At 63.4% G+C, this 26,369-nt stretch carries 25 protein-coding genes; 8 read left to right on the top strand and 17 right to left on the bottom strand.

The annotated features are described in order from the left end of the window. The first annotated feature begins 46 nt into the window (after positions 1 to 46). A complete protein-coding gene (locus L6639_RS21670; protein ID WP_237863655.1) occupies positions 47 to 2,203 on the top strand; it encodes a B12-binding domain-containing radical SAM protein in 2,157 nt (718 codons plus the stop codon). A gap of 114 nt (positions 2,204 to 2,317) precedes the next feature. Here the strand turns inward: L6639_RS21670 and L6639_RS21665 are convergent, their stop codons facing one another. The 10 genes from L6639_RS21665 to L6639_RS21620 all read right to left on the bottom strand — a co-directional run bounded on the left by L6639_RS21665 (position 2,318) and on the right by L6639_RS21620 (position 12,269). After that, a complete protein-coding gene (locus L6639_RS21665) occupies positions 2,318 to 2,767 on the bottom strand; it encodes a retropepsin-like aspartic protease family protein (protein ID WP_237863654.1) in 450 nt (149 codons plus the stop codon). A 67-nt stretch (positions 2,768 to 2,834) separates the two neighbouring features. After that, positions 2,835 to 3,698, bottom strand: a complete 864-nt coding sequence (locus tag L6639_RS21660) for a sugar phosphate isomerase/epimerase family protein (RefSeq protein WP_237863653.1) — start codon at positions 3,696 to 3,698, stop codon at positions 2,835 to 2,837. After that, positions 3,698 to 4,888 (bottom strand): dihydrodipicolinate synthase family protein, encoded by a 1,191-nt coding sequence (locus tag L6639_RS21655; protein WP_237863652.1) that lies wholly within the window; start codon positions 4,886 to 4,888, stop codon positions 3,698 to 3,700. Before L6639_RS21655 ends, L6639_RS21660 begins: the two co-directional genes overlap by 1 nt. 10 nt (positions 4,889 to 4,898) lie before the next feature. Continuing rightward, positions 4,899 to 6,050 (bottom strand): Gfo/Idh/MocA family protein, encoded by a 1,152-nt coding sequence (locus L6639_RS21650; RefSeq protein WP_237863651.1) that lies wholly within the window; start codon positions 6,048 to 6,050, stop codon positions 4,899 to 4,901. Further along, complete coding sequence (locus L6639_RS21645; protein ID WP_237863650.1) at positions 6,047 to 7,432, bottom strand: enolase-like domain-containing protein; 1,386 nt, start codon at positions 7,430 to 7,432, stop codon at positions 6,047 to 6,049. The genes L6639_RS21650 and L6639_RS21645 overlap by 4 nt, the downstream gene beginning before the upstream one ends. Positions 7,433 to 7,435: 3 nt before the next feature. After that, complete coding sequence (locus tag L6639_RS21640; RefSeq protein ID WP_237863649.1) at positions 7,436 to 8,284, bottom strand: ABC transporter ATP-binding protein; 849 nt, start codon at positions 8,282 to 8,284, stop codon at positions 7,436 to 7,438. After that, complete coding sequence (locus tag L6639_RS21635; protein WP_237863648.1) at positions 8,281 to 9,273, bottom strand: ABC transporter substrate-binding protein; 993 nt, start codon at positions 9,271 to 9,273, stop codon at positions 8,281 to 8,283. The genes L6639_RS21640 and L6639_RS21635 overlap by 4 nt, the downstream gene beginning before the upstream one ends. Before the next feature lie 52 nt (positions 9,274 to 9,325). Continuing rightward, positions 9,326 to 10,135, bottom strand: coding sequence for an ABC transporter permease (locus L6639_RS21630; protein WP_237863647.1), 810 nt, complete (start codon positions 10,133 to 10,135; stop codon positions 9,326 to 9,328). 297 nt (positions 10,136 to 10,432) lie between these two features. Continuing rightward, positions 10,433 to 11,092: a TetR/AcrR family transcriptional regulator gene (locus L6639_RS21625; protein WP_333909387.1), complete on the bottom strand. Its 660-nt coding sequence runs from the start codon at positions 11,090 to 11,092 to the stop codon at positions 10,433 to 10,435. A 328-nt stretch (positions 11,093 to 11,420) separates the two neighbouring features. Further along, a complete protein-coding gene (locus tag L6639_RS21620; RefSeq protein WP_237863645.1) occupies positions 11,421 to 12,269 on the bottom strand; it encodes a VOC family protein in 849 nt (282 codons plus the stop codon). A 208-nt stretch (positions 12,270 to 12,477) separates the two neighbouring features. Here L6639_RS21620 and L6639_RS21615 point away from each other — a divergent pair, with 208 nt between their 5' ends. Next, positions 12,478 to 13,371, top strand: coding sequence for a sugar kinase (locus L6639_RS21615; RefSeq protein WP_237863644.1), 894 nt, complete (start codon positions 12,478 to 12,480; stop codon positions 13,369 to 13,371). 18 nt (positions 13,372 to 13,389) lie between these two features. After that, complete coding sequence (rbsK, locus tag L6639_RS21610; protein ID WP_237863643.1) at positions 13,390 to 14,295, top strand: ribokinase; 906 nt, start codon at positions 13,390 to 13,392, stop codon at positions 14,293 to 14,295. 96 nt (positions 14,296 to 14,391) lie between these two features. Here the strand turns inward: rbsK and L6639_RS21605 are convergent, their stop codons facing one another. Beyond that, entirely contained in the window at positions 14,392 to 15,612 is a 1,221-nt protein-coding gene (locus L6639_RS21605) for an NAD(P)/FAD-dependent oxidoreductase (RefSeq protein ID WP_237863642.1), read from the bottom strand. A gap of 235 nt (positions 15,613 to 15,847) precedes the next feature. Between L6639_RS21605 and L6639_RS21600 the strand changes: the two genes are divergently transcribed. Beyond that, positions 15,848 to 16,642 (top strand): enoyl-CoA hydratase/isomerase family protein, encoded by a 795-nt coding sequence (locus L6639_RS21600; protein ID WP_237863641.1) that lies wholly within the window; start codon positions 15,848 to 15,850, stop codon positions 16,640 to 16,642. After that, the gene (locus tag L6639_RS21595; protein ID WP_237863640.1) at positions 16,639 to 17,220 is read left to right on the top strand and encodes a histidine phosphatase family protein; all 582 of its coding nucleotides are present in this window, start codon (positions 16,639 to 16,641) and stop codon (positions 17,218 to 17,220) included. The genes L6639_RS21600 and L6639_RS21595 overlap by 4 nt, the downstream gene beginning before the upstream one ends. On the opposite strand, the gene L6639_RS21590 is transcribed toward L6639_RS21595, so the two are convergent. From L6639_RS21590 to L6639_RS21575, 4 genes are all read right to left on the bottom strand, one after another. Beyond that, positions 17,213 to 18,553: a TRAP transporter large permease gene (locus tag L6639_RS21590; protein ID WP_237863639.1), complete on the bottom strand. Its 1,341-nt coding sequence runs from the start codon at positions 18,551 to 18,553 to the stop codon at positions 17,213 to 17,215. The genes L6639_RS21595 and L6639_RS21590 overlap by 8 nt on opposite strands. Continuing rightward, complete coding sequence (locus L6639_RS21585) at positions 18,550 to 19,128, bottom strand: TRAP transporter small permease (protein WP_237863638.1); 579 nt, start codon at positions 19,126 to 19,128, stop codon at positions 18,550 to 18,552. Before L6639_RS21585 ends, L6639_RS21590 begins: the two co-directional genes overlap by 4 nt. Before the next feature lie 156 nt (positions 19,129 to 19,284). Continuing rightward, entirely contained in the window at positions 19,285 to 20,280 is a 996-nt protein-coding gene (locus tag L6639_RS21580) for a TRAP transporter substrate-binding protein (RefSeq protein WP_237863637.1), read from the bottom strand. Between the two features lie 69 nt (positions 20,281 to 20,349). Continuing rightward, positions 20,350 to 22,062, bottom strand: a complete 1,713-nt coding sequence (locus L6639_RS21575; protein WP_237863636.1) for an IlvD/Edd family dehydratase — start codon at positions 22,060 to 22,062, stop codon at positions 20,350 to 20,352. Positions 22,063 to 22,235: 173 nt separating this feature from the next. Between L6639_RS21575 and L6639_RS21570 the strand changes: the two genes are divergently transcribed. After that, complete coding sequence (locus L6639_RS21570; RefSeq protein ID WP_237863635.1) at positions 22,236 to 22,919, top strand: GntR family transcriptional regulator; 684 nt, start codon at positions 22,236 to 22,238, stop codon at positions 22,917 to 22,919. A gap of 106 nt (positions 22,920 to 23,025) precedes the next feature. Next, positions 23,026 to 23,709, top strand: a complete 684-nt coding sequence (locus L6639_RS21565; RefSeq protein WP_237863887.1) for a nitroreductase — start codon at positions 23,026 to 23,028, stop codon at positions 23,707 to 23,709. Positions 23,710 to 23,742: 33 nt separating this feature from the next. Here L6639_RS21565 and L6639_RS21560 read toward each other — a convergent pair whose 3' ends face one another. Together L6639_RS21560 and L6639_RS21555 are read right to left on the bottom strand one after the other, a co-directional pair. After that, positions 23,743 to 24,156, bottom strand: a complete 414-nt coding sequence (locus L6639_RS21560; protein WP_237863634.1) for a hypothetical protein — start codon at positions 24,154 to 24,156, stop codon at positions 23,743 to 23,745. A 178-nt stretch (positions 24,157 to 24,334) separates the two neighbouring features. Next, entirely contained in the window at positions 24,335 to 25,159 is an 825-nt protein-coding gene (locus L6639_RS21555; protein WP_237863633.1) for an NAD-dependent epimerase/dehydratase family protein, read from the bottom strand. Positions 25,160 to 25,248: 89 nt separating this feature from the next. Between L6639_RS21555 and L6639_RS21550 the strand changes: the two genes are divergently transcribed. Beyond that, entirely contained in the window at positions 25,249 to 26,226 is a 978-nt protein-coding gene (locus tag L6639_RS21550) for an SMP-30/gluconolactonase/LRE family protein (RefSeq protein WP_237863632.1), read from the top strand. Positions 26,227 to 26,369: the final 143 nt, after the last annotated feature.

The following is a 26,369-nucleotide window of genomic DNA, read 5'->3' as shown; positions in this document are numbered from 1 at the left end:
AGGCAACGGCATTCCGTGTCGCCGATAACATCAAGGGCGGCGAGCCATGCTGCATGAATCATCGTCGGCGCCCGGCGAAACCGAGCGCACGGACAGTTCGTCTCTGCGGTCATCACCCGGCGACGCGCTGAAAGTGTGCCTGGTCGGACCGCCGACCGTGACTGATTTCGAGGATCCCGAGGTTGCCGAGAGCGAAGCGATCCGGCTCATCGCCGAGCACGCACCGATCGGCGTGCTCAGCCTTGCTGCCGTGCTCGAACAATGCGGCGCGGCGCCTCAGATCGTCGATCTCAACCGGCTCTATTACAGCTATCTGCGCGCGCCCGGCGAGACCGCGTCGAAAACCGACTTTTGCTCCTATGTTGCGGCCGAGCTCGATCAGCTGGCATTCGACGTGTTGGGGTTCAGCTCGATCTGCAGCAGCTATCCGCTGACGATCCGGATCGCGGAGCAAATGAAGCGCCGGCGCCCCGGCGTTCCCATCATCTTCGGTGGGCCGCAGGCCTCGGTGGTGGACGTCCCGACGATGAAGGCCTATCCCTTCGTCGACGTCATCGTCCGAGGTGAGGCCGAGGAGACCCTTCCTGCGCTGATCGCTGCGATTGCGAGCGGCGCGACGCCGTCAGGGATTCACGGCATCACCTATCGCGACGGCGGCCGCATCGTCCGGGCTCCGAACGCGGCCGTGATCGCCGATCTCGACGCCATCCCCCTTCCGGCCTTTCACCTCTACCCAGAACTGAGGGATTGCCACTACGTGCCGCTCGAACTCGGCCGCGGCTGCCCGTTCGCCTGCTCGTTCTGTTCGACCAACGACTTCTTCCGCCGGAAATTCCGGCTCAAGTCGCCCGAGACTGTCATCGCGCAGATGCGCCTCGTGCGCGACACCTACGGCATCACGACCTTCGACCTGATCCACGACATGTTCACGGTCGACCGCAAGCGGGTGATGGCATTTTGCGAAGCGGTGATCGCGACAGGCGAGCAGTTCTACTGGAACTGCAGCGCGCGAACCGACTGCATCGACGAGGAGATGATCGCGACCATGGCCCGCGCCGGCTGCAAGGCCATCTTCTTCGGCATCGAGACAGGCTCGGCCCGGCTCCAGACCATCGTCAAGAAGAACATCGATCTCGCCGAGGCTGCGACGCGCATCGAAGCCACGGACCGGCACCAGATCACGACCGCGGTTTCGCTGATCACGGGCTTTCCCGACGAAACGATGGACGACCTGCGCGACACCGTCCACTTTTTCGTGGATTCGCTGCGGTTCGACTTTGCCGAGCCGCAGCTTCACATCCTGGCGCCGCTGGCGGAAACGCCACTGGAATCGCACCATCGCAAAGAGCTCGTTTTCGACGACATCCTATCCGACATGTCGCATCAGGGATGGCGGCAGGATCCGGTCGACCGCGAGATGATCCAGAGCCACGTCGACATCTTTCCGAACTTCTACTCGATCCCGACACCCAAACTCGATCGCGCCTATCTGCGGGAGCTGCGCGATTTCCTCTTGAACGGCTCCGTCCGCTTCCGCTGGCTGCTGGTTGCCCTGCATCAGGATTCCGGCGACGTGACGCAGGCATTCGAGGCTTTCCGCCGATGGTATGCAGCCGATCCCGACAGGGGACCGCGGCCCGACCTTCAGGAGAGCCGCTATTATGCGTCAAAGACATTCTGCGACGACTTCATTGCCTTTGTCCGCGACGACTATGCGCCGCGACTCGCCCGCACGCCGCGCGTGCTTCACTCCATACTGGACTACGAACGGGCTTTGCTTGCCGAAGCTCCGCCGCCCACGGAGGTCACGGCTGAAGACCAGGACATCTCGGACATCACTCTGGTGCCGAAGCTCACCGACGGCGTGGTGCTGACGGAATGCGCCGCCGATTATCAGCGGATCATCCGCTGCCTGCGGCGCAAGGGCGATCTGCGCCGGATCCCGCGCAGGCCCGCCACCATCGCAACGCGGCAGCACGCCGACAAGCGCCTGGACGTCGTCATGCTAAGTCCTCTCTCGGCTCAATTGCTGAAGCTATGCGACGGCGCGCGGACCGTATCTGATATTGCAGGCCGGCTCACACCAACGAACCGGACCATATCCGCGATCCCGGCCGAGAAGGTCTGCATGTTCGGGCTCGAAGTGCTGCGCCAACAGGGCCTGATCGCACTTCATCGTGATCTCGCCGCTAAAGCGGGATGAGATTTGGTTGAATCGTCATCGCGCTTTAGCTCTTTGTTTGAGCATGATCTCCGCGCAAACGCGTTCCGCTGATGTCGCGAGGGAAGACCGCTTCACACTTTTCCGGATCATGCTCTAGCGCTTCGCAGGGGCTCGCTTCCTGACGGAATGCGGTTTCAGACGCAGGAAGCCGCCTGGATAATCCAGCGTCACGACAAAGCGCTTCAGGAAATTGTAACCGATCAGCCCGGCGATGCTGACCCCGAGCTGTTGTTCGACCGCATCCAGCGGCATCACCGCCGCGCCGAGATTTCGCACGGTGTGAGACCCGAGCCGGAAGCTGGCAAGCCTTGCAAAGCCGGCTTCGATCTGGCCACCTGCGCCAATGGCAGTCGGCTGCCCACCCTCGAGCGCGATGCCGACAGTACGTGCCGTATCCGGCGTAATCACACAAGCCGACGCACCGGTATCGAGCGTGAAGTTGAACGGACCAAGCCCATTCACCTCCGCATCCACCATCAGCAGCGGACGACTGGCACTGATGCGGAAGCGAATGGCTCCGCGGGGCACGACCTTTTTCGCCATCGGGCATCCACCGGTTCAATGCCCCGCAGCCTAGCGCCTCGACCGGCGGGGGCGCAACGCCTGAGACCTAAACCACCGTCCGGTGTCGCGCGATGCAGGTGCGCAACACCTCGTCCATCGGCTTGCTCCACCAGTCGTTGGAGAAGATTTCGATCTCCGAGTAGCCGGCAAAGCCCTGCGCCTCGACGGCGGCGCGGGCCGATTTGATGTCGATGACGCCGTCGCCCATCATGCCGCGGTCGTTGAGAATATCTTTCGTCGGCACCAGCCAATCGCAGACGTGGAACGCGAGCAGACGATCCTTGCCGGCGCGCGCGATCTGGCTCATCAGCTCCGGGTCCCACCAGATGTGATAGACGTCGAGCGCGACGCCGAGCATGCCGCTGCGATCAGGGTCGAGCCGGTCGCAGATGTCGAGCGCTTGCTTCGTCGTGTTCACGCAGGCGCGATCGGCCGCATAGGCCGGATGCAGCGGCTCGATCGCCAGCGGCAGGTTGGCCTGTCTGGCGTAGTCGAGCATCTCGGCAAGGGCTTCCTCGACCTGCCCGCGCGCCGCCGCGATGTCTTTCGAGGCCTCGCTGCCCGGCCGCGAATATTGCGGCAGGCCGCCGACGACGAGCACGATGCAGCGTGCCCCCAGCGCCCTGGCTTCATCGACACAGCGGCGATTGTCGTCGCGCACCTCGCCCCGGTGCGACGCGTCCGAGGTGAACATGCCGCCGCGGCAATAGCCAGACAGTTCGAGGCCGGCATCACGCACGGCGCGCGCCGCACGATCAAGGCCGACCGAGGCGACCTGGTCGCGCCAGGGGTCGATGGCGCGGATGCCATGCCTCGCACAGGCCTCGATGATCTCGACGAGATCACCTTGCTTGCGGACGGTCGCCGTGTTCAGCGAAAGCCAGCGGTGGTCGGACGAAAAGTCGCGCATCAGTCTTCCAGTCCGTGCGAGGCCAGCACGGTCTTCATCCGCCGCGTCGCCAGTTCAGGATTGGCGAGCAGGCCGGCCTGGTCCGCGAGCCGGAACAGTTCGGCCAGATGCAGCATCGAGCGCGCGCTCTCCTGTCCGCCGACCATGGTGAAATGATCCTGATGGCCGTTGAGATACGCCATCAAGACCACGCCGGTCTTGTAGAAGCGCGTCGGCGCCTTGAAGATGTGGCGCGACAGCGGCACCGTCGGCCCGAGCACATCGTGGAAACCGGCCTCGTCGCCAGCCGCGAGCCGCGACAGCGCGTAGGACGCCGCCGGCGCGATCGCGTCAAAAATGCCGAGCAGCGCGTGCGAAAAGCCCTGCTCGTCGCCGGCGATCAACTCCGCATAATTGAAGTCGTCGCCGGTATACATCTTGATGCGCTTGTCGAGACGCCTGCGCATGTCGATCTCGCGCTGCTTGTCGAGCAGCGAGACCTTGACGCCATCGACCTTGGCCGCGTTGTTGTTGATGATGGCCACCGCAACGTCCATCGCCTTGTCGAGATTGCTGGTGCCCCAATATCCCGTAAGGGCGGGATCGAACATGTCGCCGAGCCAGTGGATGATCACGGGCTCGCGGACCTGCGACAGCACGCGGTTGTAGACCTTCGCGTAGTCGTCGGCGCCGCGACCAATTTTTGCCAGCGCGCGCGAGGCCATCAGGATGATGCGACCGCCGACCTTCTCAACCGCCGAGACCTGCTCCTCATAGGCGCTGATAACGTCGGCGAGACTCCTGGCATCCTCCACGGCAAGATGATCGGTGCCGGCGCCGGAAAACACCAGCGCATTGCGCCGCTTGGCGGCGGACACAGTACGCGTGATCAGCTCCAGCGAAGTCGGCCAGTCCAGCCCCATGCCGCGCTGCGCGGTGTCCATGGCCTCCGCCACGCCGAGACCGAGGTCCCAGACGTGCTCGCGGAAAGCGATGGTCTTGTCCCAGTCGACGGCCACCGACAACCAGGGATCGTTGTTCGCGAAGGGATCGGTGACTGTGTGCACGGCCGAGAAGGCGATGCGGTTGAGCGGCCCCTCGAGCTTCGCAGGGAACGTGCGCGAGGCCGCGAGCCGGTAGGTCTCGATCGTGCGATCGGCCTTCGGCAGCTTGAGCGACACGGATGACATTGGCAGGACGGGCTTGTTCATGCGTCCCTCCTCAGGCCTTGATCGGGGCGACGTCGATCCAGCGCCGCTCCTTCCAGCTCCTCAGCGCGCATTCGGCGAGTTGCACGCCCTTGGCGCCTTCGAGCAGCGTGAACTTGTAGGGGGCGTCCTCGTAGACGTGGCGGATGAACATCTCCCACTGCTCCTTAAAGCCGTTGTCGTAGCTGACGTTATCAGGGAGCTTCTGCCAGTCGCCGTAGAAATCGTGCAGCCGCTTTTCGTCGGGATTCCAGACCGGACGCGGCGTTGCCTGCCGCGCCTGGATCATGCAGTCGGTCAGACCTGCAACCGCCGAGCCGTGGGTGCCGTCGACCTGGAAGGTGACGAGATCGTCGCGATAGACGCGCGTGACCCAGGACATGTTGATGTGGGCGATGACGCCGCCTTCGAGCTGGAACGTCGCGTAGGCGGAATCGTCCGCGGTCGCCTTGTATTGCTTGCCCTGCTCATCAAAGCGCTCGGGAATGTCGGTGTTGCCGATGCAGACCACGCTCTGGACATTGCCAAAGAGGTTGTCGAGCACGTAGCGCCAGTGGCAGACCATGTCGAGGATGATGCCGCCGCCGTCCTCGCTGCGGTAGTTCCAGGACGGCCGCTGCGCCTCCTGCCAGCCGCCTTCGAATACCCAATAGCCGAACTCGCCGCGCACCGAGAGGATGCGGCCGAAGAAGCCGCTGTCGCGCAGGAACGCGATCTTCTTCAGGCCGGGCAGGAACAGCTTGTCCTGCACCGTGCCGTGCTTGACGCCCCTGGCATTGGCGAGCTTCACAACTTCGAGCGCTTCCTCGAAATTCGTCGCGATCGGCTTCTCGCAATAGACGTGCTTGCCGGCATTGATGGCCTGGGTCAACAGGCCCGGCCGCGCCTGGGTGGTGGCCGCATCGAAGAACATGATGTCGTTGTTGTCGGCGAGCGCCGCATCGAGATCAGTGGTCCAGCGCGTGATGTTGAAGCGCCTGGCGAGCGCCTCCACCTTCTCGGCGCTGCGGCCGACCAGGATCGGATCAGGCATCACGCGATCGCCGTTCTTGAGGCGGACGCCACCCTGGTCGCGGATTGCGACGATCGAGCGGATCAGATGCTGGTTGAGCCCCATGCGGCCGGTGACGCCGTTCATGATGAGGCCGAGGCGTTGGGTGGTCATGCCAGATACTCCTGAGGTGATTTTGGCTGTTCGAGGGTGCGAAGCGCCGACCAGTCCGGATGGACCGACGTCGCAAAGCCCACTGTGTTGAGCGATCCCGTCAGCAGATCGCCGTTGTGAATCTTGAGCCGGATGCCCTGCCCGGCATCGGCATAGAGATCGGGATGCGCGGCCGCGAAGGCCCGCGCTTCAGCGGCGGGCGTGTCGCCAAAGCCATCGACATAGTGATGGCCATTGCGTTCGGCGTGGGTGACGCCAAGGAAGGCACCGAGCGCAAGGTCCTGCTGGACGCCAAGGCCCGCCTGGCAGGTCAAATCCTCGCCGGTCACGAAGAACTTTTCTCCGCTCACGCTCCATTTCGCCGCGCGCGTCGCGTTGACGATGGACTTGTAGAGTCCCTTGCAGGATTTCGAGGAGATGCCGTGATAGCCGAGCGCCCGCGCCGCGGGGAAGGTATTGTAGGACTCATCGGCCTCGTCGATGATGAAGCTGCGCGCGGCGAGCGAGCCGAGCGGCGACTGCCTCGTGATATCGCGCGGCATCGGCTGCTCGATATAGAGCAGCCTCGATGAGATCGACCGCAGAGCGGAATCGCGATCCAGCCGGTCGATCAGGGCCTGCAGCGCGGCAAGGTCGGTATATTGCTCGTTGGCATCGAGTGTAACCTTGTACTCGCGCCCCAGCGCGTCCAGCTCCTTGCCGAAGCGCACCAGCCGCGCCGCATCGGCAGCGGGATTACCCGACAGCTTCAGCTTGAAGTAATTCGCATCCGCACCGGCGACACCACCTTCGCCTTCCACGGCATCCTCAAGTCCCACGGTGTGCCTGATGGCGACGCGCGGCAGCGGTTTCCGCCCCGACTGAAACGCCGCGATGTCCGCGTCCTTCAGATCGGGCGACAGCCGTGCATCGATTCCCGCGATGTTGCTGGCCATCCCGTCGAAGAAATTCGTCTCCACGCCACGCAGGAGCGCATCGAGGATCGCCTTGTCGATTTCCGCTGGACCAAAGGCCGCTGCAAGCGCCGGTATGCTCTCTTTGGCACAGGTCGCGACCTGCGCGCCGATGCACGAGGCGTGCAGATCGAACGCCGTCTGGAAACCGGTCCGCGCCAGATAAAGCCCGCGCGCAATCTGGAGCGACCGCCGCAAGCCGTCCACCGTTTGCGCCGGCGATAATTCCGGCCGCTTGTCGAACCATTTCGGCACCATCATCTCGGCGCTGGCGCCGACCGCGGTTCCTCTGCCCTCGACCTCGATCTCGACCCGCACGAACAGTTGCGGCGTCGCGTTGACGGTCACCGCGCCAAAGCGGAACGGCCGTGCGAAATGCACGGGCCGTTCGAAGAAGGCAATATCTCGCAGCTTCAGGCGCGGCGCCATGGTTTAGTCCAGCGAACCTTGCGAGAAGAAATGCTTGCGGATGCGTTGCACAAGCTCGGTGAAGACGGGGTCGGCCATCACGTCGAGCGAGCGCGGGCGCGGCAGCGGCACGTCATAGATCGCGGCAATCGCGCCCGGCCGCTCGGTCATGACCAGCACGCGGTCGGCGAGGAATACGGCCTCCGGAATCGAATGCGTGATCAGCAGCACCGTTTTCCTCGTCTCGCGCTGGATCCGCATCAGCTCGACATTCATACGCTCGCGCGTCAACGCGTCGAGGGCGCCGAACGGCTCGTCCATCAGCATGATCCTGGGATCATGCACCAGCGCGCGGCAGATCGAGGCACGCTGCTGCATCCCGCCAGAGAGCTGCCAAGGCAGCTTCTTCTCGAACCCCTCCAGCCCGACCAGTTTTAGCAGTGCCTTGGCCCGGACGAGATATTCGTCCCGCGGCAGCCGCTTCATGTCGATCGGCAGCATCACGTTGGAGAGGATGTTTCGCCAGGGCAAGAGCAACGCGTTCTGGAAGACGATGCCGACATTGCCATGCGGCTTGGTCACCTTGTCGCCTTCGACCAGAACCTCGCCTGTGGTTGGCGGCAGCAGGCCGGAGATCAACTTGAGCAGCGTGGACTTGCCGCAGCCTGATGGGCCGACCACGACGAAGAACTCACCGTCATTGATGTGGAAGTCGAGCGGCCGCAGCGACGGCACGTCGCCGTCGCGCGTCCGATAGGTTTTCGATACGCCTGACAGCTTGATGCCGGACGCATCGCCGGCAGCCCGGTCGCTCACCAGTCTCAGATGCGCGGCCGGTTGCACGGCTTCGTTCACGGCTGTCGCAGGTTTCACGTGCCACTCTTCGGCAGATAGTCGTTGGTGTAGAACGCCTTCGGGTTCTCCTTGGCCTTGGCATCGAGCCCGCCAAATTCGACCATCAGGTTGACGCTGTCAGTCATGTTCTGGTCGGTGACCTGGAACGGCCGTTTGCTCTTGGTCTCGGCGGTCCGGTACAGCGGAATGGTCAACTCAAAGCCCTGCGTCAGCGTGTCGATCTTGCCGCCCTTGGGATTGGCATCGAGGATCGACTGCGCCGCCGCCTTCGGCTCCTTCTCGGCGGCTTCGACCGCCTTGGTCGTCGCCGACATGAAACGGCGGACGAGATCGGCGTTGGCCTTCACATAATCGGTGTTGGCGATGATGCCCGAGGAGACCATGTTGATGCCGTAATCGGCGAACTTGATCGGATAGACGTCCTTGCCGGTCGCGTCCTTGATCTTCATCGACTGGTCCATGACGTAGCCGAGCAAGAGATCAGCCTGGCCGTTGATGACAGCGTTGAGCTTGGTCTGGCCGTCGCCGGCCACCGTCTGGAAGTCGCTTTCCTTGAGGCCGGTCTTCTTCAGGAACAGCGGCCAGATCTGGGTCATGGAATCGGCCGGCGTGATCGCGACCGTCTTGCCCTTGATGTCTTCGGGCTTCCTGATGTTCTTGTCGGCAAAACCCATCGCGGACATCGGCGAGGTCTGAAGCAGCACGCCGGTCGCGATCACGGGCGCACCCTTGATCGCCGCGCGCATCATGGTGGGCACGTCGACATAGCCGAAATCGGCGGTCTTGGCGGCAACGGCCTGCGTGGTCGCGGCCGAGCCGCGGCCTTCCTGGATCTCGAGGTCGATGCCTTCGGCGGCATAGATGCCCTTGGCCTTGCCGTAGTAGAACGGCGCGTGTTCGCCATAGACGTACCAGTTCAGCATCAGCACGACCTTGTCGGCCGCCTGCGCCGGCGAAACTGCAAACGCCATCAGCGCCACAGATGCAGCTCCAATCCACCGCTTCATCGTCACTCTCCCTTGTCGTTGTGTTTCGGCCGTTGGTGGCCGTTGCTCAGATTTAAGATGCGAATATCACCTCTTCGCGCTGGCTGACGTGCCAGGGAATGATCAGCTTCTCGATGCGGTCGACGATCCAGAACAGGATGACGCCGAGCAGAGCGAGGATCACGAGCGCTGCAAACATCGTCGGCAGGTCGAACGTGCCGATCGAGCGCTGCATCACGTAGCCGATGCCGGAATTTGAGCCGACGAACTCGCCGACAACGGCGCCGACTACGGCGAGCGTCACCGAGACTTTGAGGCCGGAGAAGATCGCCGGCAGCGCATGCGGCAGGTTCACTGCGCAGAACACCTGGAAGCGGCTGCCCTGCATGGCCCGCGCAAGATCGACCATGTCGGGGTCGACAGACTTGAAGCCCTGCACCGCCGAGACCACGACGGGAAAGAAGCCGAGCAGGAACGCCGAGATCACTTTCGGAATGATGCCGAAGCCGAACCACACCACGAACAAAGGCGCGATGGCGATCTTCGGCACGGACTGGGAGAACACCAGCAGCGGATAGACATAGCTCTCCACCGTCTTCGATCCCGCGATCAGCATCGCAACGGGAATGCCGAACAGCGCCGACAGCAGGAAGCCGCAGACGGTCGCATAGGTCGTCGGCCAGCATTGGCGCAGCAGTTCCGGCCAGTCCGAGCGCAGCACAGCGACGACATCGGCCGGCGCTGGGATCTGATAGGCGGGAATCTTGAAAAGACGGATCGAAAGATCCCAGGCCACGACGATGAAGATCAGGAACAAGAACGGCCGAACCCAGGCCGCATTCAGCAACTTGGACAGCGCACCCTGTGGCTTCGGCTCGGCCAATTTTCACTCCCGGCAGTCTTCTTCGTTGTGTGGAGAAATTAACCCGTTGGATAAATACTGTCCAGAGGTTTCCCTGTGACGTTTTGCGCAGGGGTTCCGGAAGGTGAGCGTGAGAGATGGCGCGTGAAGGCCGCGTGGCAGGATGGTCGCGCCCCACTCTCGGTGTCATTCCCCGCGAAAGCGGGGAATCCAGTACGGCGCGGCTTCTCCGTGTCCCATCGGCGTCTCTGGAATACTGGATCGCCCACCCCAGTGCGCAAGCGCGCACAAGGCGGGCGATGACAGCGGCGCGTTCGGCTAAACCGTCTGCGCCACCGCGCTCCGCGACTTCGGCGCTTTCCCGATCTCGAACAGCGCGACCGATTTTCCCGTCAGCGCGGCCAGCACGAGGCCGACCATATGCGCGAGGCGTTCGTCCTTGGCGTCCTTGGCCATCAGATCACGGCCGAAGATCACGCTGAGCGTTGCCGAGTTGGAGAGATAGAAGAAGCTGAGCGCAGCGATCGAGATGTAGAGCTGCACCGGATCGACCGCGACCTGGAAATCGCCGCTGTCGACGCCGCGGTGCACCACGGTGCCGATCATCTCGACAAAAGGCGAGTGCATCGACTTGACCTTGGTCGAGCGCTTCAAATGCTTTGCGCGCGCGAGGTTCTCGGTTTGGAGCAGCGAGAGGAATTCAGGGTTGCGCAGGAAGTAGCCCCAGGTGAACTCGATCAGCCGCCTGATGGCCTCGGGCGGATCGAGATGTTCGAGATCGAGCCCCCGCTCCTCGCTGCGGATCTTGTCATAGGCGCCTTCGAGCACCGCGAGATAGAGGTCGTCTTTGTTGCCGACGTGGTAGTACAGCATGCGCTTGTTGGCGCCGGCCTTGGTGGCGATGCGGTCGACCCGCGCGCCGGCGAGCCCGTGAGCCGAAAACTCCTGCTTGGCAGCCTCGAGAATGCGCAGCCGCATCCCCTCAGGATCGCGCTGCCATTTCAGAGTTCGCTTTGCCGCTGCCTTCGCCAAACCGGGTGCTCGCTGGGTGCTTACGGTATGCCATGTACCACGCCGCCGCCGTCATTGCGAGGAGCGAAGCGACAAAGCAATCACCGCGAAGCGCAGTCTGGATTGCTTCGCTGCGCTCGCAAAGACGGATGAGAGCAGCGGCTAACGAAACCAGTTTCGTAGGGTGGGCAAAGCGAAGCGTGCCCACGTCTTCGGTCCTTACTGAGAAGACGTGGGCACGGCGCAAACGCGCCTTTGCCCACCCTACGGGAGTCTTTGAGTGGATGGTGCCGCCCTACTCCACCGGCTTCGGGGAGCGCTCCAACAGCACAGTCTGGATCCCGCAGGTGCCGCTGCGCACCGTCACGATGCGCGTGCCCGGCTTGCGGCCATTGCGCACTTCGGAGACGTCGAGGCCGCTCGCAAGCAGGCGGGCGCGGGTGGCGTCGATGTCGGCGACGCGCCAGCTCAGGCCCCAGAGCCGGTCATGCTGGGAATCGCCGCCCGCGACGGGGCGGCGCACCACCTCGACGATGAGATCGCCGCAGCGGAAGAACATCAGCTGGCCCCAGTCGTGATGGGAGCGGTCGAGCGCGAGATCGAGCCCGAGCCGGGCGCCATAGAGCGCGGCGGCGCGATCGGAATCCTCTGTCGTGATGACGACGTGATCGAGCCCGTCGATCGGCGCAACGTCTGAGGCAACCGATTTCGGGCGTTCCTCGGCGAGCTCAAGGAAGAACATCCGCACGCCGCGCGTCAGCTCGGTCGCGGCCCGTGTGCGCTTCCAGTGCAGGGCCGCGCCTGATACATCGTCGCTGCTCTCGACCTCGGCGACCGGATCCGGCTTCAGCGCCACCCGGTCCAGCCGCCGGTGCATCTTGCCCATGTCGGCTACACGAAAGCACAGGCTGGCGAGCAAGCCCTCTTGGTCGTCGAGCAGCGCGCGCATCCGGTCCGCGGTCGCGGTGAAGCCGCTCGGCGCCATCAATTCGATGGTCATGTTCTCGAGGGTGAACAGCACGCGGTCGGCGCCCTCGCCGGAATTCTGCCAGGCCGGCGCTCGGGCGAGCAGCGTCTGATAGGCCGCCTTGGCCGCACCGATATCCTTGACCAGAACAACGATGTGATCGAGGCCGGTGATCATGTTTGTCCCTTTTGATCGACCTGGAACCGTGGCCCGGACAACGGCAAATGTCCGGGCTTGGCATAAGCGTAACATGGTCGTATTCCGGCCCTATGCCGACCTCAAGCGCTTCGGGCCGGTTTTGTGAATAATTTCCGCGTCCTTCGCGCGGAACCGGTGCTAGAGTAAGTGCGCCGGCCGGGACCACCCAGCGCATCACGGACAAGCAATGCAGGCTCTCTTTATCGGACAGACCTATATCGACGTCGTCTTCATCACCGACCACATGCCGACCGGCGACGAAAAGCACGTGGCTTCGGACTACGCGGTTTCCTTCGGCGGCAACGCGGTGACGGCGGCGTTCTGCTGCGCCAAACTCGGCATCGTGCCCGATCTGATCGCCACCGCGGCCAATGACTGGCTGGGGCGCATGTTCCAGGACATGTGCGCGAAATACGCGATCTCGCTGCACGGCCGCAAGGTGAACCAGTCCTCGCTGTCCTTCATCATGCCGAAGGACGGCAAGCGCGCCATCGTGCGCTGCCGCGACGACGAGCACATCCATCCCTTCCCCATGCTCAATCTCGGCGGCTGCCGCGCGCTGCATGTCGACGGCCACCAGCCCGATGCGGCACTCCACTACGCAAAAGTCTGCCGCGAGGCCGGCATTCTGACCTCGCTCGACGGCGGCGGCCTGCGCACCAACACGCATGAGCTCTTGGAATTCATCGACGTCGCGATCGTCGCCGAGCGCCTGTGCGAGCAGATGGACCTGACGCCGGAGAAGATGCTCGATTACCTCAAGGCCCGCGGCTGCAAGATCGGTGGCGTCACCATGGGCGAAAAGGGCCTGCTCTGGTACGACGAAACCGGGACGGTGCAAGTGATGCCGGCGATGCCAATCCCGCGCGAGCGCGTGATCGACACCAACGGCGCCGGCGATGTCTTCCACGGCGCCTATGTCTATTCCTACCTCGCCCATCCCGGCAAGAGCTGGCGCGAGCATTTTGACTTCGCCCGGGCCGCCTCGACCTTCAAGATCCAGCGCCTCGGCAACGAGGCCGGCCTGCCGACCCTTGTCGACATCGCCAAGGTCAGGCACGAGTTCGAAGTTCGAGTCTAAATTTCGCAAGGGCATATCATGGGGCGCGTCTTCGTCGCCGGCAGCATCAACATGGATGTGGTGGCGACCGCCGATCGCCACCCAAAAGTCGGCGAGACCGTCGCGGGCCGCGAGGTGCTGTATTTTCCAGGCGGCAAGGGCGCGAACCAGGCGGTCGCGGCTGCCAGACTTGGCGCGAAGACGACGCTGATCGGGCGGCTTGGCAAAGATGCGTTCGGGACCGAGCTTCGGACGTTCCTCGCCGCGCAGGGCGTCGATCTCGGCTCGTTGCGCGATGCCGACACGCATAGCGGCACCGCGATCATTACGGTTGCGGCTTCCGACAACACGATCGTCGTCATTCCCGGCAGCAATGCTCTGGTCAGCGCGGAGGATGTCGCGGATACGCCGCTGGCCATGGATGACGTCGCTGTCAGCCAGTTCGAAATTCCGCTGCCGACGATTGCCGCGTTCTTCCAGCGGGCTCGCAGCGCCGGAGCGACAACGCTGCTTAATCCGGCGCCCGCGCAAAAGATGTCGCCCGAGCTGCTCGCGCTGGTCGATATCCTCGTGCTGAACGAGACCGAACTCGGCTTTCTCGCCGGCACTGAGCTCACCGATAGCGATGACGCCACAAAGATCATCGCCGTCGCGCGACAACTTCAGGCGCGCGCGGACCAGACGATCTGCATCACACTCGGCAAACGCGGCGTCCTCGCGCTCGCTGCCAGTGAGGAGCTCGCGGTGCCCGGCCGTGTGGTGAAAGCGGTCGACACCACAGGCGCCGGCGACTGTTTTGTCGGCGCACTCGCCTCTCAGCTCGCCGATGGCGTACCTCTGCGCGCCGCCCTCGACTTCGCCAACGCCGCCGCCTCGATCAGCGTGCAGCGGATGGGCGCGGGGCCGTCGATGCCGACGGCCGCGGAGGTGGCGGCGGCGCTTTAGGCAATACTCCCGTCATTGCGAGCGCAGCGAAGCAATCCAGACTGCCTCCGCGGAAAGACTCTGGATTGCTTCCCTGCGCTCGCAATGACGGAGAGATCACGCCAGCGCGCTCTTCAGATCAAAACTTTCATCGGCAGCCTGCTCGGGCGTGATCGAGCGGTCCATCGCCTGCAAGCGGCGGCCGAACATGTGATCGCCGGCTCGGTTGATCGATTCGATGCCGAGCAGTCTGTCGCCGTGATAGCAGAACGCGGAGAACGCCTTCCTTGCGGGATCGCCGCGCAGCACCACGCGGTCATAGCCGGTGGTGAGGCCGGCGATCTGGAGCTTGTCGTCGCCCTGGTCGCTCCAGAACCAGGGATGGCCGTCGTAAGGCTTCTTGTCGCCGGTCAGCCGCGCCGCCACACAACGGGCGTGGTCGGTGGCGTTCTGCACCGATTCCAGCCGCAACGAACCGCCGAAGCGCTGACTCGCGAACAGCGCGCAATCGCCGATCGCCGAGATATCGGGATCGGCCGTCGACAGATATTCGTCGACGATGATGCCGGCGGCAACAGGGAGCCTCGCCTCGGCTGCAAGCTCGATGTTCGGCAGCACGCCGACGCCGACGACGACGAGATCGGCAGGCAGATGCCGGCCGTCACTGAGACTGACGCCGGTGACCTTGCCGTTCTCGGCCCCGATCGAGGTTGCCTGCACACCGAGGTGAATGCGGATGCCGGCTTCACGATGCCGCGCCTGGAAATACTCGGAGACCTCCGCGGTCACTGCGCGCGCCATCACGCGCGGGGCAAGCTCGAGCACGTCCACTTCCAGGCCCTTGATCCGCGCCGTGGCGGCGAACTCGAGGCCGATGAAGCCGGCACCGATCACCACGACCCGCGTCTTCGTCGGCATGATCTGGCGCAGCGCCTCGCTCTCGTCGAGGATGCGAAGGTATTTCACGTCGGGCAGATTGGCGTTGGGCAGATCGAGCAGACGGTTGCGCGCGCCTGTGGCCAGCACGAGATGGCCATAAGGAAGCGTCTCGCCCGAGGCGAGCAGCACTTTTCGTGCAGCGCGGTCGATCGAGACGGCGCGCCCCGAGATCAGCTCGATCTTCTGGTCCTGGTAGAATTTCTCGGGGCGGAACATCAGGCTGTCGGACCCGGCCGAGCCCTTGATGTAGGCCTTGGACAGCGGCGGTCGCTGATAGGGTAGATGCGCCTCGTCATTGATCAGGCAGATGCGCTGCGCAAAACCCGCCTGCCGCAGCGACGCAGCGACCTGGTAGCCACCATGGCCGGCGCCGACAATGATCACAGGACCATCAGTCATTGGACAGCCCATTTCTTCAAGACACGAGCATCACCCATGTCGTCTCCTCTCGCTAAAGATGGCTTGGCTAGCCTAGGAGGAGCCGGCGCTCGTGTCCGTCCCTAAACGAAGGCCGCCCATTTGAGCCGATCATTCGGCGCGGCGCAAGGGCCGGGGCGCTGGCGGCCGGGGATTGTCTCCCCTCGCCTTCTGCGATTTAGTTGCAGCAACGGACCTCTAGCCGGGGATTATTCCAATGACAGCTCCTGTCTCAAAACCCGACGATCCCGCGCTGCTGCGGATCGAGGGTGCGATCGCAACGATCACGCTCAACCGTCCCGCCGCGTTCAACTCGGTCAACCTCGCGATCGCCGAGAGGCTCGAGCAGCTCGCGGCCTATATTGAAGGCGACGACGCCATCAAGGTCGTGGTGATCGAGGGCGAAGGCCGCGCCTTCTCCGCCGGCGGCGATCTCCAGACGATTGGTGCTGCGGCCGAAGCCAACAATGTGACGCCGGTCGTCGGCGAACTCCTCAAGCACTATCATGCCTTCATCGAGATCCTCAGGCGCATGCCAAAGATCTCGCTGTCCAGCGTGCACGGCTCGGCCGCCGGCGCCGGCATGGGCCTCGCCTTCGTCACCGATCTCTGCATCGCCGCTGACGACGCCAAGTTCACGCCGGCCTATGCCAAGATCGGCGTGTCACCGGATGGCGGCTCGACCGTCGGGATCGTCGGCACGGTCGGCTCGCGCCGCGCGCTGCAGATTTTTCTCGCCGAGGACAATTTTACCGCGCAGCAGGCCTATGAATGGGGCCTCGTCGTCAAGACCGTTCCGGCGACCGAGTTGAAAGCAGCGACGCGACAGCTCGCCGAGCGCCTCGCGCAAAACCCGGCGGCGGCGATATCAGGCACCAGGTCGCTGGTCTATGCGGCCGCGACTACGCCCGTAAAACAGCAGCTCGATGCCGAGGAGCACAAGATCATCATGGCGATGAACACGGAGGAGTTCCGTATCGCCGTGAAGAAGTTCACGAGCAAGAGCAAGTGAGCCCACTCAGGCCGTCGCGCTCGTTCTGCGGCCTGCGTCACGGCGCGACCGACTGGAATCGGCAGGGACTGTTTCAGGGCCGGACCGACAATCCGCTGAATGAGGACGGTCTCAAGCAGGCGCACGAGGCTGCAAGCTTGTTGCGCGGTGTCGGCATCAGCCGCATCGTCGCAAGCCCGCTGGTGCGTGCGGCCAAAACGGCCGAAATCATCGCGGATGCGATCGCGGTACCGCTCTCGATCGATGCCAGCATCATCGAGCTCGATTTCGGCAGCTTCGAGGGCCGTCCCGTGCGCGACCTGATGATCAAGCACGGCGTCAATTCGGCGACGGGGCTGGTCTCGATCCTGCCCGCCGACGGCGAGGCCTGGGACGCCATGGCCGAACGCTCACTACGCTGTGTGGCTAACTGGCTCGATCGTTATCCGAGCGACAATCTGCTGTTCGTCTGCCATGACGCGGTGATGCAGGGCATGGCGAACGCGCTCTCCGGCAGCTACTTCAAGAACAGTCACGGCATGCCGTTTCGCTATGTCTGCGACGATCCGCAATGGAGCATCGAGCAGCTGATCACTTAGGACAAATATAGCCCGTCCCCGCCGGCGACCTGAAGCAGCCGACCGACTCGGGCAGCACGTGTTGCGGCAGCCACAGCACCACGCTGGGGAAATAGATCGCAAACGCGATGGTGGCGAAGAACACGACATAGATCGGCAGCGCCGCGCGCAGCGCCTTGGCAAAGCTGACGCCGACGAATTTCGAGGCCATCAACAGCACCAGACCATAGGGCGGCGTGATCAGGCCGAAGGCGAGCGTAGCGATAAGCACAACGCCCATGTGGACACCATTGATGTCGCCGGCCTCCGTCAGTGCGTTCACCAGCGGCATGAAGATGATGATGGTGGGCACCGGCTCGATGAAGTCGCCGACCACGGTGAACAGCAGCACCATCAGCAGCATGATCAGGTGCGGATCGTTGCCGGCGATCGAGGTGATCATGTCGGCGATGTAGCTCGCGCCGCGCAAATAGGCGAGCATCCAGCCGAAGGCATTGGCGGCGCCGATGGTGATCAGGGGCAGCGAGAAGATCAGGCCGGCGAGGCAGAAATCGTACGGGATTTTCCTGAAGTGCCCGCGGTTGAGCGCGGGGATCACGACCAGGATGATCCAGACCACGGCGACGACGCCGGCTTCCGTCGGCGTGAACCAGCCGGTCAAAATGCCGCCTAACAGGATCACCGGGATCATCAGCGGCAGGGCCGCATCGCCCGCCGCGAACACCACCTGTCGCAAAGGCGCGCGCGGCTTGCGCAGGCCCGAAGGACCGAAGAAATAGCAATAGATCATCAGGCCGAACCCGATCATCAGGCCGGGCACCACGCCGGCCATGAACAGGCCGGCAATCGAGACGTTGCCGACCGCGCCATAGACCACCGCGGTGATGCTCGGCGGCACCAGCGCAGCGATGGTCGAGGCGGAGGCGATGATCGCGGCGATGAAGGCGGGCTCGTAGCCCTCGCGCCTCATCGGGCCGCCGAGCGCGCGGCTCATCACGGCGACGTCGGCCGTGGTCGAGCCGGACATCTCCGAGAAGAACATGCTGAAGACAACCACCACCTGCGACAGGCCGCCCCTGATGTGCCCGACCAAGGACACCGAAAGATTGGCTATTCGTACCACCACGTTGGCCGAGCTCATGAGCTCGCCCACCAGCAGGAAGAACGGAATGGCGAGCAACGCCTCGGAATCGACGCCGTCAAAAATCTTCTGAATGATTGCGGCGAGCGAGACATCAGACAGAAACGCGCCGACGAAGACGCCTGCCATCAGCGAGAACGGCACGGGCACGCCGAGATAGCCGAACGACAGGAAGCAGATCGACATCAACGCGAGGACGATGGGTGCGCTCACGGCTGCGCCCTCACCTGCGCTTCGGTCACAACAGGCGCAGCGTCCTCATCGGGCGGCTCTGGATGATCAAACCCATTGCGCAGGCCGTTGACGAGCTGCTCGATGGTGAACAGGCCGATCAGGATGCCGGACAGCGGAATGATGGCGTAGAGCGAGGCGATCGGCGTGCCCGACGGCAGGCGGAAGCTGCCGAAGCCGCGAAGATAGTTCTGGTAGCCGTACCAGATCAGGCAGAAGGCGACGGCGAGGACGATGAGACGGATGATGATTTCGACGATGATCCGGGGCGTGCCATGCATCGCCTCGGAGATCGCGGTGAGATAGAGGTGATCGTTGCGACGCGTCGCCACGGCCGTCCCGATGAAGATCGCATAAATGAAAAGCGTCGAGGTGACTTCCTGAAGCCATAGCCAGGGATGGCCGATGGTGCGGGTGACGATGTCGGCGGTCACCGACAGCGAGAAGCCGAAGCACAGCGCGCCACAGAGGATCATGAGCACGAGCTCGAGCCAGTCGAGCCAGCGCCATTTCAGATGACGCTGACGTTGGAGTACGAGCTTGTCGGCGATGGGCATCCACCTCTCCGTCGTCCCGGCGAAAGCCGGGACCCATAACCCCGAAAGGGAGTTGTTGCGCGAGCTGGCGACTCCAAGTCTTCGCCAAACTCAATTCTGTGGTTATGGGTCCCGGCTTTCGCCGGGACGACGCAGATAAGCGCCCGCGCGGTTGCCCTAATTAATGGACCGGATCAGATCCTTGATCTTCTCGGCATGCGGGCCGAGCTCCTTGGCGAGCTTGTCCAGATAGGGATCGGCGATCGCTGTAAAGCTCTTCTTGTCGACGTTATCCACGATCTTGACACCCATCTTCTTCAGCTTCTCGGCCGCGCTGCGCTCGAGGTCGAATGCCTTCGCCGGCTCCTTGGTGCTGATCTCGTTGGCCGCGGTCTGCACCCATCCCTTCTGTTCGGCCGAGAGGCTCTGCCAGAGCTTGTCGGAGACGAACACCAGCGCGTTGTTGGCCTCGTGCTCGGTGATGTTCAGCACCGGGGCGACCTCGTAATGCTTGTTGACGAGATAGACATTGATGCTGTTCTCGGCGACGTCGACCACGCCGGTCTGCAACGAGGTGTAGACGCTGCCGAACGGCATGTGCACGGTCTGGGCGCCGTAGGCCGGGAACATGGTGTCCTCGGTGGCGGTCGCCTGCACACGGACCTTCAGGCCCTTGATATCAGCCACATTGTGGATCTCCTTCTTAGAGTACATGTGGCGGACGCCCTGCGATCCCGTGCCGATGAGATGCAGGCCCTGCGTGGTCTCCTCGATCATCGTCTTGAGCGCTTCGAACACGCGGGGGTCGGCGAGCCCCTTGACGACATGCTGTTCGTCGCGGAACAGATAGTGCAGCGACATCACGCCTGCCTGCGGCGAGATGGTCGCGGTGTTGGCCGAGGAGACGATGGAGAATTCGACGTCGCCGGCTTTCACGAGCTGGAGCACCTGCGGCTCCTGCCCGAGCTGCGCGCCGGGATACTGGTCGATGATCATGGTGCCTTTGCTCAATTCCTTGAGCTTGTCGGCAAAGAGGTCGCCGGCGATCGAATAGCCGGTGTTGCGGGGCTGGTCATAGGCGAAGCGATAATGCTTCACCTCCTGTGCCCCGGCGCCCGTGACGAACAGCATGGCGGCCGCAGCCGCCAACCCACGCAAGGATCGTGCAATCATCGTCTCCCCCTGTGTTTATCGCCCGCCGCCTTTAGCGGTCTCGGCGCTCGTTCAAGTGTTGATCAGCCCTTACTCAGTCTTCTTCCCAGTCCTCTGCATGAAGTCGAAGTCGCAGCCCTCGTCGGCCTGCATGATGGTCTCGTTGAACAGCCAGGCATAGCCTCGGCGTGCCTCATCAGGCGCCGCGGCCGGCTTCAATTGGGCACGGCGGCGCTCCAGCTCGGCAGCATCAACCAAGAGCTCGATGCTGCGCTTGGCCACATCGAGGCTGATCATGTCGCCGTTCTTCACCAGCGCCAGCGGCCCGCCGACGGCGGATTCCGGCGTGATGTGGAGAACGATGGTGCCGAACGCCGTGCCGCTCATGCGCGCATCGGAAATGCGCACCATGTCCTTGGTGCCGCCGCGCGCGAGCTTCTTCGGGATCGGCAGATAGCCGGCCTCGGGCATGCCAGGCGCGCCCTTGGGGCCGGCATTGCGCAGCACCAACACGTCATCGGCCGTGACGTCGAGCTCGGGATCATCCACCCGCAGCGTCATGTCCTCGACGGATTCGAACACCACCGCGCGCCCCGTATGCTGCAGCAGCTTCGGGCTCGCAGCCGATTGCTTGATGACGGCGCCGCGCGGCGCGAGGTTGCCGTGCAGGATGGCGAGGCCGCCTTCCTTCTTGATCGGATTGTCGCGCGAGCGGATCGCGTCCTGGCCCGGGACATCCTCTGCATTGGCGACGACATCGCGCAGCGTCTGGCCCGATATCGTCTTCGCATCGAGGTCGACGAGATCGCCGAGCTGGGCCAGCAGTTTCGGCACACCGCCGGCGTGGTGGAAGTGCTCCATATAGTGCTCGCCCGACGGCTTGAGATCGACCAGCACAGGCACCTCGCGGCCGATCTGGTCGAACACTTCGAGATCGAGCCGATGCGGCGAGCGATGCGCCATCGCGGTCAGATGGATCAGGCCGTTGGTCGAGCCGCCGATCGCCTGCAGCACGACCTGCGCGTTCTTGAATGACGCCGGCGTCAAGAGCTCGCTCGGCTTCGGCCCCTTGGTCTTGGCCATCTCCGCCGCGACCCGACCGCTCGCCTCTGCAAGACGGAAACGCTCGGCATGCGGCGCCGGAATCGTCGCGCTCATCGGCAGCGACAGGCCCATGGCTTCGATCATGCAGGCCATGGTCGAAGCCGTGCCCATCACCATGCAGGTGCCGACGGACGGCGCGAGACGGCCGTTTACCGCCTCGATCTCGGCGTCATCCATTTCGCCGGCGCGATACTTGGCCCACAGACGGCGGCAATCGGTGCAGGCGCCCAGCACCTCGCCCTTGTGATGGCCGACCACCATGGGTCCGACGGGAATGACGACGGTCGGTAAATCGGCGCTGATCGCGGCCATCACCTGCGCCGGCAGCGTCTTGTCGCAGCCGCCGATCACGATCACCGAATCCATCGGCTGGGCCCGGATCATCTCCTCGGTATCCATCGCCATCAGATTGCGCAGGTACATCGAGGTCGGATGCGCGAAGCTCTCGGCGATCGAGATGGTCGGGAACACGAACGGCATCGCGCCCGACAGCATCACGCCGCGCTTTGCGGCCTCGATGATCTGCGGAACGTTGCCGTGACAGGGATTGTAGTCGCTATAGGTATTGGTGATGCCGACGATCGGACGCTCCAGCGCGTCGTCGGAATAGCCCATGGCCTTGATGAACGCCTTGCGCAGGAACAGCGAGAAGCCGGCATCGCCATAGCTCGTCAGACCCTTGCGCAACCCACTCGTCATCCTGCCGCTCCTTCTCGCCGGTCATTGTGCTACAGCCTGCCCCCTGATTGTCAATAAGACAGGCGTATACTTCGCTATTTCTGGACTGGCGCACCGCCAAACAGTCAGATTATTGACAATCTGCCCCTTCCCTGCTCCCTAGGGCGGACCGGCAGACGCCGGAGGCCGAGGGCATGTCCGACATTCGCACCGCAGATGCCATGCCTGTCAGGCGCGACGATCCTGACGACGTCGTCGCGCGGCTGGAAGAGGACATCATCTTCGGCCGCCTCGCGCCGGGCGCGCGACTGACCGAGGACGCGCTGATGTCGGCTTACGGCACCTCGCGCCATTTTGTGCGGCAGGCGCTGGTGGATGCGGAGCGCCGCGGCATCGTCCGCCGCGAGAAGAATGTCGGCGCCACCGTGCGGTTCTATTCGGCCGACGAGGTCCGGCAGATCTACGAAGTCAGGGAGATGCTGACGCGGCAGGCCGCACTGATGATCCCCCTGCCCGCGCAAAAAGACCTGATCGACGAACTCACCGCCCTGCAACGCGACTACTGCGCGAAGGCCGATATAAGCGACCTGCGCGGCATCCACGAAGCCAACGACGCCTTCCACGTCGCGCTTTTTGCCGCCTGCGGCAATCCTTATCTGGTGCGCTCGCTCCAGGACTACATGAACCTGACGCTGCCGATGCGCGCCAAGAACCTCGCCGACCGCGAGGGCCTCGCGCTATCGCGACGCCAGCACGAGTTGATGATCGAGCTGTTGAAAGGCCGCGACAGCTGGGCCCTGGCGCAGCTTTGCGTGGATCACATGCAGTTCAGCAAGGCGGATTATCTGGCGCGGATTGCGGGGGAGGCGCAAGGCTGAGGCGCACGCCAAGGGCCGGAGTACTGCCCGCTCTTCAAAAGGCTATGGACATGATCAAAATCGTGAGGGAGAACGCGGCATCAAGCCAATTTCAGGATGCCGCAAGATGGAATTTGATGATGTCATTCTCGGCCGGCGAAGCATTCGCGGTTACAAGCCCGACCCAGTCTCGCCGGAATTGATCAAGGAAATCCTGGCGCTGGCCATGCGCGCGCCTTCGTCGATGAATACCCAGCCGTGGAATTTCTACGTCATCACCGGAGCACCGCTGGATCGTATCCGTCAGGGCAACACCGAGCGCAATCTGGCGGGTGTGCCGCACTCGCGCGAGTTTCGAACCGGCCAGGCATTCGAGGGCGTGCATCGCGAACGCCAGATCGGCGTTGCCAAGCAGTTGTTCAGCGCAATGGGAATTGCACGAGATGACAAGCAGCAGCGGCAAGACTGGGTCCTGCGCGGCTTTCGCCAGTTCGACGCGCCCGTGTGTGTAATCATCACATACGATCGCGAGCTGGCCTCCAGCGACGATACGGCCTTCGACTGTGGCGCCGTGGCGACAGCGCTCGTCAACGCGGCCTGGTCGCGGGGGCTTGGCGCCGTGATCAACAGCCAGGGCATCATGCAATCGCCCGTCGTGCGCGAGCATGCGGGGATCGCGGATGATCAGGTGATCATGAAAAGCATCGCGTTGGGCTGGCCGGATCACAGCTTTCCCGCCAATGCCGTCATCTCCGAGCGCAAGTCGGTCGATGAAGCGACGACCTTCGTGGGTTTTGCGGGTGAAGCCTAGAAGCAGACTTCGTCAGTCGAGCGTGTCACCCCTTCAGTACCGTCGCAGCAGCCCGCGATCCACGCCGGCATCGCCATAGCCGGCGCAGGCCGCCTTCGGGTCCTTGATCAAATCCGCCCGGACACGCTTGAACGTTTTGCCAGCCGCCTCCGACACCTCAGGACGGAATTTGACGGGATCGTAGCTCTCGCCGTCGCGGGCCTTGATGGCCGCCGAGTAGGCATCGATCATCGCCATCGCTGCCTTGGGGTTGCCGAGCATCCGTGCGCCTAGCTGAACGGCGCCGACGCCATCGACCTCATAGCCGACGCAACGTTGTTCGAGCACCACCGATGCGGTGACGAGCTGATCAAGGAATGTCGCTTCGGCGTCGCTGAGCGGTGCGCCTCGCGCCGGTCCTGACGCGGTCGTTGCGAGGATTGCGACAACCGACAACTTTAATTTCATTTGTCGTTGCTCTCGAAATGGGATCGCACCAATCGAGAGCCAGACAATGGCTGCAGTACCGTTGACCTAGATCAATGGTGGTCTTCGCGAGTCAGATGCTCGCTGACAGAATTCACTCTCTCAACGCGTCATTGCGAGCGCAGCGAAGCAGGGAGCGCATCTATGTTCGCGTCAAGCGTCAGCGCTTATTCCAATCGATGATCCGGCTTGCATCACCATCGAATTCGTTGCTGCAGAACGCGCCGCCCTGGAAGTGGTCGCCGATCGGGTCGGGCTTCAGCTTGGCCTGCTCGGCCATGGCATGAGCCACGTGATCCTCGGAGCGGCCGATGGGACGATAGCCGAATTCGTAGGCGCGATGATTGTCCCACCAGGCCCGCTCGTTCAGCGACACGCCATAGAAGATTTCGAAATGGATGTCGGGATGTTCGAGGCCGATCCGGCAGAGCTGCACGAGATCTTCCGGCATCAGCCACATCGCAATGCGACGGTGGTCGAGCGGCTTCTCGTCGCAATTGCCGATGCGGATGCAGGTGACCTTCAGCCCGTGTTTGTCCGCATAGAGCGCGCCGACCGCTTCGCCGAACACCTTGCTGACGCCGTAGCGTCCGTCGGGGCGCACGGTGACGTCGGTGTCGATTCTGCGGTGGCGCGGATAGAAGCCGACGGTGTGGTTGGACGAGGCGAACACCACGCGCTTGACGCCCTTGCGATAGGCGGCCTCGAACAGATTGTAGCCTCCGATGATGTTGGCCTGGAGAATGTCGTTCCAGGGACCTTCGACCGAATAGCCGCCGAAATGGATGATGCCGTCGACGCCTTCGCAGATCGCCTCGCATTGCGCGAGGTCCGAAAGGTCCGCCGCCTTGAACTGCTCGTTGGGTTCCAAATCCTTGGGCGGGCGAATGTCGCTGAGCAGAAGGTCCGGATAGATCGGCGGCAGCAATTTGCGCAGGCGCGTACCGATCCCGCCCGAAGCTCCCGTCATCAAAATACGCGGCATGTTGTCCCTCGCCGTTGGTGACCGATTTGCCGTCACGTGTCTCTAATGATAGCAGGATTGTCCAGAGGGAACGAAACGAGAGAACCGACATGAATGAGGCATCGTCCCACAATCAGGAGCGGTCAGGCTGGCGGCCGGCGAGCTACTATCCCGATCCAGCCATTCATGCGCTCGATCCCCGCTTCGAAAAATACTGGTTGAAACTTTCGGCCGTGGAACGGCTGGCGACTGGCCTGCGCTGGGCCGAGGGACCGGTCTGGTTCGGCGACGGGCGCTATCTGCTCTGCAGCGACATTCCGAACCAGCGCATCATCAAATGGGAGGAGGAGACCGGTGCGGTCTCAAACTTCCGAAAACCCTCGAATTTCGCCAACGGCAACACCAGGGATCGCCAGGGCCGGCTGGTTACTTGTGAGCACGGCGGCCGTCGCGTCACCCGCACTGAGCATGACGGCGAGATCACCGTGCTGATGGATCAATTCAACGGCAAGCGGTTGAACTCGCCGAACGATGTCGTTGTTAAATCGGACGGCTCGATCTGGTTCACTGATCCGATCTTCGGCATCCTCGGCAATTACGAGGGCTACAAGTCCGAGCCCGAGATCGACATGAACGTCTACAGGCTCGACCCGGAGACCCGCAAAGCCACCGTCGTCGCCGAGGGTGTGCTCGGGCCGAACGGGCTCGCCTTCTCGCCGGACGAGAAAATTCTCTACCTCATCGAATCCCGCGGCGTGCCGACCCGCAAAATTCTCGCCTATGACGTCTCGCCTTCCGGTGACAAGCTTTCGAACAAGCGCGTCTTCGTCGATGCCGGCCCCGGCACGCCGGACGGTTTCCGCGTCGACATCGACGGTAATCTCTGGTGCGGCTGGGGCATGGGCGATCCCGAGCTCGACGGCGTCGTGGTGTTCGCACCCGACGGCGTCATGATCGGCCGCATCGCCCTGCCCGAGCGCTGCGCCAATCTCTGCTTCGGCGGCGTCAAGCGCAACCGCCTGTTCATGGCGGCCAGCCAGTCGATCTACGCGCTGTATGTGAACACGCAGGGCGCGGTGGGGGGATAAATTCTCCGCAAGCGACGGTGCCGTAGGGTGGGCAAAGCAAAGCGTGCCCACGCGCCTTCCGCGATCGAGAGAAATCGTGGGCACGTCGCTGCGCTCCTTTGCCCACCCTACGACACCTCGCTTTGTCGAGGCGCTTCACAAAA

Source organism: Bradyrhizobium zhengyangense, assembly GCF_022012555.1.
Lineage (GTDB): Bacteria > Pseudomonadota > Alphaproteobacteria > Rhizobiales > Xanthobacteraceae > Bradyrhizobium > Bradyrhizobium zhengyangense.
Note: the sequence above shows the minus strand (reverse complement) of the source record. Positions and strands in the feature narration are given on the sequence as shown.